This is a genomic window from Streptomyces sp. NBC_00503 (assembly GCF_036346895.1).
Classification (GTDB): Bacteria; Actinomycetota; Actinomycetes; order Streptomycetales; family Streptomycetaceae; genus Streptomyces.
Map to the genome: position 1 here is coordinate 4,902,023 of NZ_CP107855.1, position 15,810 is coordinate 4,917,832.

General features: G+C 73.2%; 10 protein-coding genes. 5 read left to right on the forward strand and 5 right to left on the reverse strand.

What is annotated here, in order from left to right:
- Positions 1–114 precede the first annotated feature (114 nt).
- Entirely contained in the window at positions 115–1,176 is a 1,062-nt protein-coding gene (locus tag OG490_RS22870) for a C40 family peptidase (RefSeq protein ID WP_330298144.1), read from the reverse strand.
- A gap of 146 nt (positions 1,177–1,322) precedes the next feature.
- Between OG490_RS22870 and pcrA the strand changes: the two genes are divergently transcribed.
- Positions 1,323–3,848: a DNA helicase PcrA gene (gene pcrA, locus OG490_RS22875; RefSeq protein WP_330298145.1), complete on the forward strand. Its 2,526-nt coding sequence runs from the start codon at positions 1,323–1,325 to the stop codon at positions 3,846–3,848.
- 81 nt (positions 3,849–3,929) lie between these two features.
- Here pcrA and OG490_RS22880 read toward each other — a convergent pair whose 3' ends face one another.
- Together OG490_RS22880 and OG490_RS22885 are read right to left on the reverse strand one after the other, a co-directional pair.
- Complete coding sequence (locus OG490_RS22880; protein ID WP_330298146.1) at positions 3,930–5,498, reverse strand: M23 family metallopeptidase; 1,569 nt, start codon at positions 5,496–5,498, stop codon at positions 3,930–3,932.
- A 245-nt stretch (positions 5,499–5,743) separates the two neighbouring features.
- Positions 5,744–6,505, reverse strand: coding sequence for an alpha/beta fold hydrolase (locus OG490_RS22885; RefSeq protein WP_330298147.1), 762 nt, complete (start codon positions 6,503–6,505; stop codon positions 5,744–5,746).
- 212 nt (positions 6,506–6,717) lie between these two features.
- On the opposite strand from OG490_RS22885, the gene OG490_RS22890 reads away from it, so the two are divergent.
- Positions 6,718–7,125, forward strand: coding sequence for a cobalamin B12-binding domain-containing protein (locus OG490_RS22890; protein WP_330298148.1), 408 nt, complete (start codon positions 6,718–6,720; stop codon positions 7,123–7,125).
- Between the two features lie 75 nt (positions 7,126–7,200).
- On the opposite strand, the gene OG490_RS22895 is transcribed toward OG490_RS22890, so the two are convergent.
- Both OG490_RS22895 and OG490_RS22900 read right to left on the reverse strand, forming a co-directional pair.
- Positions 7,201–8,853: a DUF5691 domain-containing protein gene (locus OG490_RS22895; RefSeq protein WP_330298149.1), complete on the reverse strand. Its 1,653-nt coding sequence runs from the start codon at positions 8,851–8,853 to the stop codon at positions 7,201–7,203.
- A 195-nt stretch (positions 8,854–9,048) separates the two neighbouring features.
- Positions 9,049–10,467, reverse strand: a complete 1,419-nt coding sequence (locus OG490_RS22900) for an SWIM zinc finger family protein (RefSeq protein WP_330298150.1) — start codon at positions 10,465–10,467, stop codon at positions 9,049–9,051.
- Between the two features lie 134 nt (positions 10,468–10,601).
- Here OG490_RS22900 and OG490_RS22905 point away from each other — a divergent pair, with 134 nt between their 5' ends.
- From OG490_RS22905 to OG490_RS22915, 3 genes are all read left to right on the forward strand, one after another.
- Positions 10,602–11,708, forward strand: a complete 1,107-nt coding sequence (locus tag OG490_RS22905; RefSeq protein WP_330298151.1) for an ATP-binding protein — start codon at positions 10,602–10,604, stop codon at positions 11,706–11,708.
- Positions 11,705–14,086 carry a DUF5682 family protein gene (locus OG490_RS22910; RefSeq protein ID WP_330298152.1) on the forward strand — a complete coding sequence of 794 codons (2,382 nt, stop codon included), beginning with the start codon at positions 11,705–11,707 and terminating at the stop codon, positions 14,084–14,086. Before OG490_RS22905 ends, OG490_RS22910 begins: the two co-directional genes overlap by 4 nt.
- Before the next feature lie 430 nt (positions 14,087–14,516).
- Positions 14,517–15,677 carry a vWA domain-containing protein gene (locus tag OG490_RS22915; RefSeq protein WP_330298153.1) on the forward strand — a complete coding sequence of 387 codons (1,161 nt, stop codon included), beginning with the start codon at positions 14,517–14,519 and terminating at the stop codon, positions 15,675–15,677.
- The last annotated feature ends 133 nt before the right edge of the window (positions 15,678–15,810 follow it).

The window sequence follows — 15,810 nt, forward strand, 5'->3', positions numbered from 1 at the left end:
GCCCGGACGGCTCACCCGCCACGCCGCGCGCGGAGTATTTAATACGACCGGGTGGCGGGGGGTCTCAGCCCGGCAGGATGCCGCTGGTCTCAGCCCGGCCGGACCCTGACGGTCTCAGCCCGGCCGGACGCTGCTGTGGACCGGCTGGTAGAAGACCGAGTCCTCGCGGACGTACGCACCCGGCCGCGGGGCGTGGATCATGCGGCCGCCGCCGATGTAGATCCCGACATGGCTGATGTCCCCGTAGAAGAACACCAGGTCACCGGGGCGCAGGTCCTTCGTCGCGATCCGCGGCGCCGCCTCGGCCTGGTCCCAGGTGGTACGCGGCAGCGTGACGCCCGCCGCACGCCAGGCGGCCTGGGTCAGTCCGGAGCAGTCGTACGAGTTCGGGCCGGTCGCGCCCCAGACGTACGGCTTCCCGAGCTGGGCCCGGGCGAAGGCCACTGCCTTGGCGCCGGCCACCGAAGCGGGGGAGTCGGCGGGCAGGTCACCCGAGCCCGCGGGGGCCCGTACGCCCGCCACCTGCGCCCGCTGCGCCGCGGTGAGCTTCGCCAGCAGGGTGTTCGCCTCGGAGAGCCGGCCTTGCACCTCCTGCTTGCGCGCCCGTAACTCCTCCTGCGCGGCCTCCAGGTCCAGGGCGACCTTGGCCGCCTCCCGGCGCTTGCTCGCTGTCTCGGCCCTGGCCTGCGTGTACCGCGCGAGCTGTGCGTCCTCGCGGCCGTCGAGCCGGTTCAGCAGGTGGGCCCGGGTGAAGAAGGCCTGCGGGTCCTCGGCGAGGAACAGGGTCGCCGTCCCGCCGAGGGGGCCGGCGCCGCGGTACCGGTCGGCGGCGTAGCTGCCGAGCAGCCGCCGGGTCTCGTTCAGCTTCTGGGTGGTGGCGGCCACCTGGTCCATCAGCGCCGAGAGCAGGGCCCGCTGCCGTTCGGTCCGCTCGGCCGCCGCGTCGTAGGCCTGCGTGGCGGTGCCCGCCTGCCGGTGCAGCTCGTCCACGCGGGCCCGTACCTCCTCCACCGAGGGGCGGGGCGCGGGCGCCGCCGAGGCCTGGTGGGGGAGGAGCAGTCCTAAGGAGGACAGGGCCGCGGTCGTGACGACGGCGGCGGGGGCGTGGGGATGTCTTCGGGCGCGCGGCTTGCGGTGGGGAGAGGAGTGGAGCGAGGGGAATCCGTACGAATGCACGGCCGGCACCTCCTTCCGGTTGGCGGGGCACGCTAGTCGCGGAGGGGGTGCCTCGGAAGGGCCCGCACAGGATTCGCCGTGCATATGCCGTCGAATTTCCCGGGCCGGGACCGGCTGTCGGTCCCGCCCTCTAAACTCGGAAGGCGATGAGCAGCCTCTTTGACGACAGCTTCCTGGCCGACCTCTCCCCCTCCGACGAGGTCCCGCCGCCGCCCGAAGATCACGCCGCCCCCGAGACGGGCGCGGACGATCTCTTCGGGGGCCGGTTCGACATGCCCATGAGCGGGGACGCGTACTACCGGGACGGCGCCCCCAGGCCCGTCATCGACCCGGCGGCGCTCCTCGACGGGCTGAACGCGGAGCAGCGCGCCGCCGTGGTGCACGCGGGATCCCCGCTGCTCATCGTGGCCGGCGCAGGCTCCGGCAAGACGCGCGTGCTGACGCACCGCATCGGCCACCTGCTCGGCGCGCGCGGGGTCCACCCCGGCCAGATCCTGGCGATCACCTTCACCAACAAGGCCGCCGGCGAGATGAAGGAGCGCGTCGAGGGCCTCGTCGGCCCGCGCGCCAACGCCATGTGGGTCTCCACCTTCCACAGTGCGTGCGTGCGCATCCTGCGCGGCGAGTCCAAGCGGCTCGGTTTCACCTCCTCGTTCTCGATCTACGACGCGGCCGACTCGAAGCGGCTGATGGCCCTCGTCTGCCGCGATCTGGACCTGGACCCGAAGAAGTTCCCGCCGAAGGCCTTCAACGCCAAGATCTCGAACCTGAAGAACGAGCTGATCGACGAGGACGCCTTCGCCGGCCAGGCCGTGGACGGCTTCGAGAAGACCCTCGCCCAGGCGTACGCGATGTACCAGGGGCGGCTGCGCGAGGCGAACGCCCTCGACTTCGACGACATCATCATGACCACCGTCCACCTGCTCCAGGCCTTCCCGGAGGTCGCCGAGCACTACCGGCGCCGCTTCCGGCACGTGCTGGTCGACGAGTACCAGGACACCAACCACGCCCAGTACACGCTCGTGCGCGAACTGGTCGGCACCGGATACCCGGACCTGCCGCCGGCCGAGCTGTGCGTCGTGGGTGACGCCGACCAGTCGATCTACGCCTTCCGCGGCGCGACCATCCGCAACATCCTCCAGTTCGAAGAGGACTACGCGGACGCCACCACGATCCTGCTGGAGCAGAACTACCGCTCCACGCAGACGATCCTGTCCGCCGCCAACGCGGTCATCGAGCGCAACGAGAACCGCCGCGCGAAGAACCTGTGGACCGAGGCCGGCACGGGCGCGGTGATCACCGGCTACGTCGCGGACACCGAGCACGACGAGGCCCAGTTCATCGCCGACGAGATCGACCGGCTGACGGACGCGGGCGACGCGAAGGCCGGCGACGTCGCGATCTTCTACCGGACCAACGCGCAGTCCCGCGTGTTCGAGGAGATCTTCATCCGCGTCGGACTGCCCTACAAGGTCGTCGGCGGCGTGCGCTTCTACGAGCGCAAGGAGGTCAGGGACGTCCTCGCGTACCTGCGCGTCCTGGCCAACCCCGAGGACAACGTCCCGCTCCGCCGCATCCTGAACGTGCCCAAGCGCGGTATCGGCGAGCGCGCGGAAGCGATGATCGACGCCCTCGGCATGCGCGAGAAGATCACCTTCCCGCAGGCTCTGCGCCGCGTGGACGAGGCCTTCGGCATGGCCGCCCGCTCGACCAATGCCGTCAAGCGCTTCAACGTGCTGATGGAAGAGCTCCGCACGATCGTCGACTCGGGCGCGGGCCCGGCGGTGGTCCTGGAAGCGGTCCTGGAGCGTACGGGCTACCTCGCCGAGCTCCAGGCCTCGACCGACCCGCAGGACGAGACGCGCATCGAGAACCTCCAGGAACTGGCTGCCGTGGCGCTCGAGTTCGAGCAGGCCCGGGAGGCCGCCGCGGCGGAGGCCGCCGAGAACGGCGGACCGCCCGTGGGCCCCGGCACGCTGTCGGAGTTCCTGGAACAGGTCGCGCTGGTCGCCGACTCCGACCAGATCCCGGACGAGGACACCGACGGCAACGGCGTCATCACCCTCATGACCCTGCACACCGCCAAGGGCCTCGAATTCCCGGTGGTCTTCCTGACCGGCATGGAGGACGGGGTCTTCCCGCACATGCGGGCGTTGGGCCAGGCCAAGGAACTCGAGGAGGAGCGCCGCCTCGCGTACGTGGGCATCACCCGGGCGCGCGAGCGGCTGTACCTGACGCGCTCCTCCATGCGCAGCGCCTGGGGCACCCCCTCCTACAACCCGCCGTCGCGGTTCCTCGAGGAGATCCCGGCCGAATACCTGCAGTGGAAGCGGACGGGCGCGGCGCAGAAGCCGGCGGGCCCGATGCGGAGCTCCGGGTACGGGTCTTCGGGCTCGGGCGGCGGCTCGAAGAGCTCGTTCGGGACCTCGCCGGAGTCGTTCCTGTCCTCGTCGCGTTCGAAGTCGGGCCCGTCCGGGTTCGCGACGCGCCGGGCCTCCGACAAGCCGGTCATCGCGCTGGTGGTCGGGGACCGGGTCACGCACGACCAGTTCGGGCTGGGCACCGTCATGGAGGTCAAGGGGGCGGGCGCCGACGCGCAGGCCACCATCGACTTCGGGGACGAGAAGCCGAAGCGGCTGCTGCTGCGGTACGCGCCGGTGCAGAAGCTCTAGGAAGCGGTGGGCGGGCAGGCCGGTCGGAGGGGATGACCGGCCTGCCGGCCGCGCGGCCGCCGGTCCGGGGTCCGGTTCCTCTTAGTTCGGGTCCAGGCCGTGGCTGCGGAGCCATGCCTGGGGATCGACCGGGGTGCCGCCGCCCGGACGCACCTCGAAGTGCAGGTGCGGACCGGTGGAGTTGCCGGAGTTGCCGGAGTACGCGATTACATCGCCGGCCTTGACCTTGCCGGAGCGGATCTTGGCGCTGCTGAGGTGGCAGTACCAGGTCTCGGTGCCGTCGGGCGCGGTGAGTATCACCATGTTGCCGTAGGCGCTGTTCCACTGGCTGCGCACGGTGCCGTCGGTGGCGGCCATGACCGTAGTCCCGTAGGAAACCGGGAAGTCGATGCCCGTGTGCACGGACATCCAGTTGACGCCGGCCTGGCCGAAGCCCGCGCTGAGGCCGTGCTGCTCGACGGGGAGAACGAACTTGGGGCGCGCCGCTTCCTTGGCCGCCTCCTCCTCCGCCTTCTTCTTCTTTTCCTCGTCCTGGCGCAGGCGCAGGTCGATGCGCTCCTGGGTGCGGCTCGCACGGTTCGCGAAATCGCCGGCGTCGGCGCTCAGCGCGGTGAGCTGCGTGTCCAGCTTGCTGTTCGCCGCGACCGGCTTGATGGACGCCGGGTCGGGCGCGGCCATCGTGGTCGTCTCCTCGGAAGGCTTCTCCGGACCGGTCAGTCCGCCCACGGAGGCGGCGGCGACACCCGCGACGCCCATCACGCAGGCGGAGGGCACGGCCACGGTCAGCAGGGCGGAACGCTTCGCGGGGGTGCGGCGGCGGGTGTTGCCACCGGCGGCCGGACTTCCGCTGCCGGACTTGCCGACGCTGCCCGACTTGCCCGCGCTGCCGGATTTGCCGGCGCGGCGCGAGGGGCGCGGTGCGGCCGGGGCCGCGAGCGTGACGGGCATGGCCTGGGTGGGGAGGTCGTGCACCCGGAACTCGGCGGCGTCGCCCTCGTCATCGAGCTCGAGCTCGAGCTCGGGGTCGAACGCGAACTCGCCGGTGACTTCGTCGGCGATGACCCCGAAGACGGAGGTCTCGGTGTAGGACGCGGATGCGGGCTCCTCGTACGCGGAGTACGTCTCGTACTCGTACTCGTACGCGTACTGCTGGGCCTGCGCCTGTTCCTGGGGCTGCTCGTAGCCGTACGAGTAGTCCTGCTGCTGTTCCTGCTCCTGCTGCTGCGCGCCGGTGTTCCAGGCGGTGGCGTCGTAGGTGCCGGTTTCGGCGGCGTAGCCGGGGACCGACCAGTGGCCGGTCTGCTCGGCGGAGGCGTCGTAGCCGAAGGCGGTGGACTGGTAGTCCGTGGAGACGGCCTGGGCGGGGACGGTCGAGAGGTATCCGTCGTAACCGTCGGCGGTGTCGTAACCGGCCTGCGGCTGCTGGGGATAGCTGCTCTGCGGGGTGGTCCAGGCGGTCGTGTCGTACCCGCCGGTGTCGTAGGAACCAGTGTCGTAGGAACTGGTTTCGTACGAGCCATAAGCGGCGTAGTTATAGCCCTGACCCTGTGATTCCTGGGACGTGTACGCGGAATCACCAGCGAAAGTGGTGGTGGAAAGGCCGTCGTACCCATGGTTGGGGTACTGGCCCGACGATGGGCGGTCGTTCACCAACTTCTCTTTCGCCTCGGCAACGGGGGGCCTGGGTGGCCGAGGAATTTGGGGTTCCTCGGAGGAGAGCAGTGGCGTGACTGTACCCGGCGGTTACTCGCAACGACAATCTTCGGCGGGTTCCAGCCTTGAGGGAACCGGGCATTCGGCCGCCTTTCGGTCGCCCAAAGAAGCACCCTTGGCCTTGAGTTCGAAATGCGTTCGATTAGAGAGGGTGTGGCGGGCCGATTTCCGGGGTCGGGAAATCAGGCGACGGAGGCCGCGCCGGGGTGGGCGAGGGCGGCCGGGCCGGGCCCGTCGAGTGCGCGCCGGACCGCCGCGATGACCGTCGGGTGCGCGGGCAGGGCGAGGTGTCCGATGCCGGTGACCTGCACGTTCTCCGCGAGCAGGTCCGGATGCTCGATGCGGGCCGTCTCGGTCGGGTCCATCAGCTCGTCGAACTCGCTCCAGAACGCCACGCAGCGCGTCCGGCAGCCGGGCGCGGGTGCGCGCAGTTCGGCCATCACCTCGGAGTCCGGGCGCATCTGGCGGACCAGCGGATGTGCGTCCATGAAGGGCGCGACGCGGGTTCCGGAATGTGGGGTTCCGAGCGTGACGAGCATGCGGACGCGGGCGTCGCCGCCGAGCCGCTGGACGTAGTACCGCCCCACCAGCCCGCCGAGGCTGTGTCCCACCAGGTCCACCCGCTCCTGCCCGGTGCGCTCGCACAGCTCCTCGATGCGCAGGGCCAGGTGGCGGGCGGTGACGCGCAGGTCGAGGGTGAAGGGCGAGTAGTTGTACGTCTCCACCTGCCGCCGGCCGCCCGCCCCGAGGGCGCGGCGCAGCAGGACGAAGACGGAACGGTTGTCGGTGAACCCGTGCAGGAGCAGGACGGGCGGACGCTCGCCGGTGGTGGCGGGCCGTCGCTCCTGGCGGATCCCCGTGGGATACATCAGGATGTGCCCGCCGAGCACGATCGCTTCCAACAGGCCGGCCCGCAGCGCGGCCCCGGACGTGGACAGCCCCATGGACGGCCTCCCCCCAACTGCCTTGGGACCGGGACAAAGTGCCAGGAGCCCGCGACGGCCGGCCACGCCGTGCCGTGCGGCTGTCGGCACGGTGTGGCGGCACGGGAGCGGCGGCACGCCATCCCACGTGTGATTTCCCCCTCCCGGTTGACCGCGAAACGGGGGTGTGCGCGATGCTGTACTTAACGTTCGTTCACTCGGGAGGCAGTGCGATGGGTGTGACCGGTCCGATCCGTGTGGTGGTGGCCAAGCCGGGTCTCGACGGCCACGACCGGGGTGCCAAGGTGATCGCGCGGGCCCTGCGGGACGCCGGCATGGAGGTCATCTACACCGGCCTCCACCAAACCCCCGAACAGATCGTGGACACCGCGATCCAGGAAGACGCCGACGCGATCGGCCTGTCGATCCTCTCGGGAGCCCACAACACGCTGTTCGCGCGCGTGCTGGAACTCCTCGCGGAGCGCGACGCGGCCGACATCAAGGTGTTCGGCGGCGGGATCATCCCGGAGGCGGACATCGCTCCGCTGAAGGAGAAGGGCGTGGCGGAGATCTTCACCCCGGGCGCGACGACCACGGAGATCGTGGCCTGGGTGAACGGGCACGTCCGACAGACGTCGTAGCCCTTACGGGCAAGGTCCGCCCGGCGCCGGCCGAGCGGACCGACCCCGCACGGTCCGGCGCGCACGGCCCCGGGGTCATGGACCCTGCGGGGTGAGTTCGGCGTGCATCGTCGCGCGGAGGCGGAGCGTGGCGACCAGGCGCTGGAAGGCCTCCGACCAGTAGGCCTCCGCGCCCCCCGGCTCGGCCGGAGCCGCTGCCACCGCGACCGCGTCCAGCAGCCCTGCCTCCGCGGGGTCGAGGCAGCGCTCCGCCAGTCCCATCACCCCGCTGAAGCTCCACGGGTAGCCGCCCGCCTCCCGAGCGCTGTCCAGCGCCTCCACCACGGCCCGCCCCAGCTCTCCCGCCCACGGCACCACGCAGACCCCGAGCAGCTGGAACGCCTCCGACAGCCCGTGGGCCCGTATGAACTCCGCGACCCACGCCGCCCGTTCCTCCTCGCCGAGGATCGACAGGAGCTTCGCCCGCTCGGCGAGCGAAGCCGTCGCCGGGCCCGTCGCGGGCGGGGCCGATGCCGAGCCCAGCAGGGCCTCGCACCAGGCGGGATCGCGCTGGCGGACCGCCGCCCGGCACCAGGCCGCATGGAGTTCCTCCGCCCAGCCCTCGGCCGTCGGCAGCGCCACGATCTCCGCCGGGCCGAGCCCCCCGAACCGCTCCTGCCAGCAGGAGAGCGGAGCGGCCTCCACCAGCTGCGCCAGCCACCAGGCCCGCTCCCCGCGCCCGGCGGGCGGCCGCTTGACCACCCCGTCGCGCAGCATGCCCGCGTCGCACTCGACCGGCGGTGTCACCCCCTCCGGGCCTACGCAGACCAGGGCCCGCTCGGCCATCCGTCCGGCCAGCGCCGATTCCGGCAGCGCGGAGAGCAGTTCGGCGGCGGTCGCCCGGACGTTGCGGCTGCGGTCGGCCAGCGCGGCCTCCAGGAACGGCTCGTCTCCCGGCGAGAGGCCCACCCGCAGCGAGTCGAGGAACATCAGCCGGTCCTCGGCCCGCTCGGTGGGCCATGTGGTGCTCAGCAGGCGGAGCGCGGCCGCCGCCTCGTGGGCCCGTACGGTACCGAGCAGCGCCACCCGCTCCGCGAACAGCCCTTCCTGCCACAGGCGTTCCACCCCTGCGGCGTCCGTCGGCGCGGGGAGTTCCCCGGCGCCGCCGGAACCGCCGCGCAGTGCGAACCGCCAGTCCGGATTCAGCCGGGCCAGCCACAGCCCGCGCGTCCCGGCCAGGGCCAGCGCCTGGGGGCGCAGGTCGGTGCGGGCCCGCGCCGCGTCCAGGAGCGCGGGGACCAGCGCCGCCGGTGCCCGGTAGCCGTGGTGTCCGGCGGCGGCCAGCCACTGCGGCAGCAGCTCCGTCAGATCCGGGGCGGCCCCCCGCCGCCCGCCGCCGCTGCCCGCGGCGGTCCGGCCGGCCAGCAGATGCGCGAGCCGCCGCCGGGCCGCCTCCGGCGGCATGGGCCGGGGATCGTGCGGCGCGGGCTCCAGCCGCGGGCCCGCCTCGGCGGGCCGCAGACCGGCCCGGCGCCGGACCGTCTGCACGGCCGCGGCCCCGAGCAGGGCCCCGGGACTGCCCTGGCGGCGTTCGGTCCCCAGGAGTGCGGCTCCGACCAACTCGTCCCAGTCCGGGACGGCGGCCGTGGTGGTGGGCGTGGCTGTGGCCGTGCCCGTGCCCGTGGGTGTGCCGGTGTTCGTGCCCGAGTGCGTGGTTGTGGTGGTCGTGGTCTTCGTCGTCGTGGTCATCGGGTCCTTCCCTCGTGCGCGTGGCGTGCTCCGGTCCCGCCCCCTCCGCGGGACCGGAGCAGCTCGAATTCCCCCGTGGTCATCGCCACGACTTCGGTCTCAACTGGCGTGGTTGTCGTCCACAAAAGCCCCCCGGCTCAGTCGTTCCTGCACGTCGGCGCCCATGCGCCGCCGCTTCTTCCCCCTGCGCCCCGCTCAGGCCGAAGTCAGCACCACCGGCTCCGAGGAGTCCGGCTGCCAGGCCGTCAGCGGGGTGAAACCGCGGTGTCCGCATTCGCCGAACACCGTCACCGGCCCGCCTCCCGACAGCGCGGCCAGTTGCCACAGCCCCGCACGGGGCCGGCTCCCGGCCCCGGTCAAGGGCACGGGCAGGGCGGACGCCCCTTCCACGTCCGCCAATTGCCAGGCTGCTTCGCCTGGTTGGTCCCCCCGCTGTCCTCCCGGTATCGGCACCACAGGGCCGAGCACCACAGGCCAGGACTCCAGCCAGGGGTCCTCGCGCAGTGCCGCGCCGTACGCCTCCAGTGCCGCGCCGGTGCTCACGCCCGTCGGCGCAGCCCCGCACGGCTCGGCCGGTGCGAACCGTTCGGTGAGGTCCGCCCGGAGTCCCGCCGAGCCGGGCCGGAAGCGGGCTTCCGCATCCAGCACCAGCCCGACGGGCAGGGCCAGCCCGGGTGGTCGCCCGGGCGGGCCGAAGTCCAGGACCAGGGCCGGCCGCCCGCTCGCCAGCCCGCGCAGCCATATCCGGCGGGTGGTGAGGCGGCCGTCGGGCGACGCCGTGTCGTACTGGGCCAGCACGAGCCAGCGGTCCCGTACGACCTCGCCCCCCGCCCCGGAAGGCAGTCCCACCCGGCCGCGGACCGTCGAGGCCAGCGGTTCCGGCAATGCGGATATCCCCAGCCACGCCCGGTCCAGCAGGTGCAGCAGCGCGGCCTCCTCCAGCATCCGGGCGGGCCATCCGGCGCCGCAACTGGGTATCGTCCCCAACTCCCGCACCCGGGCCGCCAGTCCCGGCGCCTGGGCGTCGACCATCCTGGCGGCGGTCTCCTCCCAGGCGGCGTACCCGGCCTGCTCCTGTCCGGCCAGGCCGCCGCGGACCAGGTCCGCGAGCCGCTGCTCCAGCTCGGCGACCCCCGCCCCGATCCGGACCGCCCGCCGCTCGGCCCGCTTCCGGGCGGCCTCCGCGTCCGCCGGCCCGGCCTCGGCGGAGCGGTCGGCCGCGGTCCGGGCGGCCTTCGCCGCCCGCTCCGCCAGCCACTCGCCGGCCCAGTCCGGAGCCGCCGCCCCGTCGGGCATCCCGTCCCCCCTCGGCGCCCCCGCCGCGTCTGCGAGCCCCTCCGTAGCCCACAGCAGCAGCAGCCCCAGCGCGTGCTTGCAGGGGAACTTCCGGCTCGGGCAGGAGCACTTGTACGCCGGGCCCGACAGGTCGACGACCGTCCGGTACGGCTTGCTGCCGCTGCCCTTGCACAAACCCCACACCGCACCGGAAGCGGAACCTCCGGTCTGTGACCACGGCCCCGCCCCGCCGAGTCTGGCCCCCGCCTTGCGTGATGCGTCGTCAGGAGCCAGAGCCAGTACCTGTTCCGCTGTCCAGCGGACCCCCTGCTCTGTCATGTGTTCCACCGTAGAGACCCCCACTGACAATCGCTCTGACCTGCAACAACGCGGGGTCCAGGGGGCGTTGTCAGTGGTCGGGTGCATCGTGGAGCCAGCAGTCGGACATGGCTGCCGAGCATTGGAGGGGGACCATGACCGCGACCGAGAACGAGACCACCGCCGAGGCACTGCGACCGCATGCCGAAGACGCCTTCGCGCACGAACTGAAAGCCCTGGCGGACGCCGACGACCGGCCCCGCCCGGCCCGCTGGAAGCTCTCCCCGTGGGCCGTGGCCACGTACCTGCTCGGCGGCACGCTCGAAGACGGCACCGTCATCACACCCAAGTACGTCGGCCCGCGCCGCATCGTCGAAGTCGCCGTCACCACCCTGGCCACCGACCGCGCCCTGCTGCTCCTCGGAGTCCCCGGCACCGCCAAGACCTGGGTGTCCGAGCACCTCGCCGCAGCCGTCAGCGGAGACTCCACCCTGCTCGTCCAGGGCACCGCCGGCACCCCGGAGGAGGCCATCCGGTACGGCTGGAACTACGCCCGCCTGCTCGCCCACGGGCCCAGCCGCGAAGCCCTCGTACCCAGCCCCGTCATGCGGGCCATGGCCGACGGAATGACCGCCCGCGTCGAGGAGCTCACCCGCATCCCCGCCGACGTCCAGGACACCCTCATCACCGTCCTGTCCGAGAAGACCCTCCCGATACCGGAGCTCGGCCAGGAGGTGCAGGCCGTGCGCGGCTTCAACCTCATCGCCACCGCCAACGACCGCGACCGCGGGGTCAACGAGCTCTCCAGCGCACTGCGCCGCCGCTTCAACACCGTCGTCCTGCCGCTGCCCGCCACTGCCGACGCCGAGGTCGACATCGTCGCCCGCCGCGTGGACCAGATGGGCCGTGCCCTCGACCTGCCCGCCGCGCCGGAGGGCCTCGAGGAGATCCGCCGGGTGGTCACCGTCTTCCGCGAGCTGCGCGGCGGCATCACCGACGACGGACGGACGAAGGTGAAGTCGCCCAGCGGCACCCTGTCCACCGCCGAGGCCATATCGGTGGTCACCGGCGGCCTCGCCCTGGCCGCCCACTTCGGGGACGGCGTCCTGCGCCCCTCCGACGTGGCCGCCGGGATCCTCGGGGCCGTCGTGCGGGACCCGGCCGCCGACCGGGTGGTCTGGCAGGAGTACCTGGAGGCCGTGGTGCGCGAGCGCGAGGGCTGGAAGGACTTCTACCGCGCCTGCCGGGAGGTGACCGTATGAGCCCGCGGACCGCGCAGCGCGGGCCGCTGCTGCTGGGCGTACGGCACCACGGGCCCGGCTCGGCCCGCGCCGTACGGGCCGCCCTCGACGCGGCGCAGCCCTCGGCGGTGCTGATCGAGGGGCCGCCCGAGGGAGACGCCCTGCTGCCGCTCGCCGCCGACCCCGGGATGCGGCCGCCCGTGGCCCTGCTCGCACACGCCGCCGACGACCCCGGGCGGGCCGCGTTCTGGCCGCTGGCCGGCTTCTCCCCGGAGTGGGCCGCCATCCGGTGGGCCCAGGCGCGGGACGTGCCGGTCCGGTTCATCGACCTGCCCGCCGCCCATTCCCTGGCCCTGGCCGGGGAGGCCGACCTCGGGGGAGACGCCGAAGGGGATTCGGGGGAGGACGCGGGGGAGGGCGGGGAGGCGCCCGGACCCTCCGGCCGCACCGTACGGCTGGACCCCCTGGCCGTACTCGCCGAAACCGCCGGGTACGACGACCCCGAGCGCTGGTGGGAGGACGTGGTCGAACACCGGGGCGGCTCCGGCGGCGCGGACCCGCTGGCCGTGTTCGAAGCGCTGGGCGAAGCCATGGGCGCCCTGCGCGAGGAGTACGGGGCCGGCGGCCACCACCGGGACCTGGTGCGCGAGGCCCACATGCGCCAGCGGATGCGGGCAGCGCGCCGCGAGTTCGGCGACGGGTACGCCGTGGTCTGCGGAGCCTGGCACGTGCCGGCCCTGCGGGCGAAGACCACCGCGGCCGCCGACAAGGCACTGCTCACCGGAGTGCCCAAGGTCAAGGTGGAGACCACCTGGGTCCCCTGGACCCACCGGCGCCTCGCCCGAGCCGGCGGGTACGGGGCGGGCATCACCTCGCCCGGCTGGTACGCGCACCTCTTCGCGGCCCGGGACCGGCCCGTCGAGCGGTGGCTGACCAAGGTCGCGGACCTGCTGCGCGCCGAGGACCGGCAGGTCTCCCCGGCGCACGTCATCGAAGCGGTCCGGCTCGCCGACACCCTCGCCGCGATGCGGGGCAGACCCGTACCGGGGCTGACGGAGACCCTGGAAGCGGTCCGGGCGGTCATGTGCGACGGCTCCGACATACCGCTCGCGCTGATCCAGGACCGGCTCGTCGTCGGGGACGTGCTCGGCGAAGTCCCCGACGCGGCACCCGCCGTACCGCTCCAGCGGGACCTGACCCGCCAGCAGCGCTCACTGCGCCTCAAGGCCGAGGCGCAGGAGCGGGACCTGGAACTGGATCTGCGCAAGGACTCCGACGCGGCCAAGTCCCTGCTGCTGCACCGGCTGCGGCTGCTCGGCATCGACTGGGGCGTCCCGGCGGCCTCCCGGGGGAGCACCGGCACCTTCCGGGAGACCTGGCGGCTCCGCTGGGAACCGGAGCTCGCGGTGCGGATCGCCGAAGCGGGCATATGGGGGACCACCGTCCTCGGGGCGGCCACCGCCAGGGCCGAGGCCGACGCGGAGAGCGCCCGGGAGCTGGGCGAGGTCACCGCCCTGGCCGAGCGGTGCCTGCTGGCGGGGCTCTCGCAGGCGCTGCCCGCCGTGCTGCGGGCGCTGGCCGACCTGGCCGCGCTGGACACCGATGTCGCGGGACTGGCCAAGGCGCTGCCCGCGCTGGCCCGTTCCCTGCGGTACGGGGACGTACGCGGCACCGACGCGGCGGCGCTGGGCACGGTCGCGGCCGGGCTCGCGGAGCGGATCTGCGTGGCGTTGCCGCCCGCCTGCGCGGCCGGGCTGGACGCCGACGCGGCGGCGGAGCTGCGGGGACACGTGGACTCCGTACACGCGGCGATCGGGCTGCTGGGAGGCGACGGGGGCGACGGGTCGGATGGGGCTGGTGGGGCCCACGGGGCCGAGGGGCTGCGGGAGCGGTGGTCGACGGTGCTGCGGAGCCTGGCCGGGCGGGACACCGTCCCCGGGCTGATACGCGGCCGGGCCGCGCGGCTGCTGCTCGACGACGGGCGGCTGCCGCCGCAGGAGACGGCCCGGCTGATGGGGCTCTCGCTCTCCCCGGCGTCCGCGCCGGCCGACGCGGCGGGCTGGATCGAGGGATTCGCGGGCGGCGGCTCGGGCGGCGGCACGCTGCTCGTCCACGACGAGCGGCTGCTCGGTCTGATCGACGCGTGGCTGACATCCGTGCCGGAGCGGGCGTTCGTGGACGTACTGCCGCTGCTGCGGCGGACGTTCGGGGCGTACGAGCCGGGCGTGAAACGGACCCTGGGCGAGCTGGTGCGGCGGGGGCCGGGGGCCGGACCCTCCGCCGCCGGGCGGGGTGCGGGGTCCGCTCCGGCGGGCTTCGGGGCGGAGCTGGACCCGGTCCGGGCGGACGCGGTGGTGGACCTGGTCCACCGCCTGCTCCTGGCGGGGGCGCCGGGCTGACCGGTGCCGGTGCCGGTGCCGTGGCCGGGGCTGTGGCCGGGGCTGTGGGGGTGCCGCTGCGCGGGGCGTGTCCCCTACCCGCCCTTCCACCGTTCCCCGGGCTCTGCCCGGACCCGGTCCTCAAACGCCGGACGGGCTGGGGGTTGGGCGCTGCGCGGGCCCGGTCCTCAAACGCCGGACGGGCTGGGGGTTGGGCGCTGCGCGGGCCCGGTCCTCAAACGCCGGACGGGCTGGGGGTTGGGCGCTGCGCGGGCCCGGTCCTCAAACGCCGGACGGGCTGGGGGTTGGGCGCTGCCCGGACCCGGTCCTCAAACGCCGGACGGGCTGGAAGTGGGGCGCTGCGCGGGCCCGGGCCTCAAACGCCGGACGGGCTGTGGGCGGACCAGGCGGGGCTGATTGATGTGCTGACTACGAGAGCAGGGGATGGCAGATGGCGGGCGTCGGCGACGAGCGGTTGCGGCGGTGGCGGATGGTGCTCGGGGGGGAGGCCGATGGGACCGGGTGTGTGCTGAGCGGGGCGGATGCCGGGATGGACTCCGTGCTCGGGGCGTTGTACGGCGGTGGCGGGGATGGTGGGGGGCGCAAGGCTGCGGGGGAGCGGTCGGGCGGGCTCGGGGGGTCCGCGCCGAAGGTGGCCCGGTGGCTCGGGGACATCCGGACGTACTTCCCCGCCTCCGTGGTGCAGGTCATGCAGCGGGATGCCATCCAGCGGCTGGGGCTGTCCGCGCTGCTGCTGGAGCCCGAGATGCTGGAGGCCGTGGAGCCGGACGTCCACCTCGTCGGCACCCTGCTCTCCCTCAACAAGGCGATGCCCGAGACGACCAGGGAGACGGCCCGCGCCGTGGTCCGCAAAGTGGTCGAGCAGTTGGAGAAGCGGCTCGCGGCCCGGACCCGGGCCACGCTCACCGGTGCCCTCGACCGGTCGGCCCGGATCAGCCGCCCCCGGCACGCGGACATCGACTGGGACCGGACCATCCGGGCGAACCTGAAGAACTACCTTCCCGAGTACCGCACCGTGGTCCCCGAGCGGCTGATCGGCTACGGCCGGGCCTCGCAGTCGGTGAAGAAGGAGGTCATCCTCTGCATCGACCAGTCGGGTTCGATGGCGGCCTCGGTCGTCTACGCCTCCGTCTTCGGGGCGGTGCTGGCCTCGATGCGTTCGATCTCGACCCGGCTCGTTGTCTTCGATACCGCTGTCGTGGATCTGACGGACCAGCTCGACGACCCCGTCGACGTGCTCTTCGGTACCCAGCTCGGCGGCGGCACCGACATCAACCGCGCGCTCGCCTACTGCCAGTCCAGGATCACCCGGCCCGCCGACACGGTCGTCGTCCTCATCAGTGATCTTTACGAGGGCGGCATACGCAACGAAATGCTCAAGCGGGTCGCGGCGATGAAGGGCGCGGGCGTCGAGTTCGTGACCCTGCTCGCGCTGTCCGACGAGGGTGCTCCCGCCTACGACCGCGAACACGCCGCGGCCCTCGCCGAACTGGGCGCCCCGGCCTTCGCCTGCACCCCCGACCTGTTCCCGGACGTGATGGCCGCGGCCCTGGAGAAGCGGCCCCTGCCCGGACCGGTCGGAGGGTCCTGATCCCGCCCGTACATCGGCAGATCGCACGAAGATGCAGTTCAACCGTGAGGCGATCTGTGACAGGTATCACCGCTCAGGTGTGATCTGCGATTTAGGGACCTACGTCCCACGGGGATAACCTGCGGGACGGACA

Bases quoted from the DNA above. Each gene is read 5' to 3' on its own strand.
- pcrA (WP_330298145.1), top strand. From the start codon at position 1,323: ATGAGCAGCCTCTTTGACGACAGCTTCCTGGCCGACCTCTCCCCCTCC.
- OG490_RS22885 (WP_330298147.1), bottom strand. From the start codon at position 6,505: ATGGGGCTGTCCACGTCCGGGGCCGCGCTGCGGGCCGGCCTGTTGGAA.
- OG490_RS22890 (WP_330298148.1), top strand. From the start codon at position 6,718: ATGGGTGTGACCGGTCCGATCCGTGTGGTGGTGGCCAAGCCGGGTCTC.
- OG490_RS22895 (WP_330298149.1), bottom strand. From the start codon at position 8,853: ATGACCACGACGACGAAGACCACGACCACCACAACCACGCACTCGGGC.
- OG490_RS22900 (WP_330298150.1), bottom strand. From the start codon at position 10,467: ATGACAGAGCAGGGGGTCCGCTGGACAGCGGAACAGGTACTGGCTCTG.
- OG490_RS22905 (WP_330298151.1), top strand. From the start codon at position 10,602: ATGACCGCGACCGAGAACGAGACCACCGCCGAGGCACTGCGACCGCAT.
- OG490_RS22910 (WP_330298152.1), top strand. From the start codon at position 11,705: ATGAGCCCGCGGACCGCGCAGCGCGGGCCGCTGCTGCTGGGCGTACGG.
- OG490_RS22915 (WP_330298153.1), top strand. From the start codon at position 14,517: ATGGCGGGCGTCGGCGACGAGCGGTTGCGGCGGTGGCGGATGGTGCTC.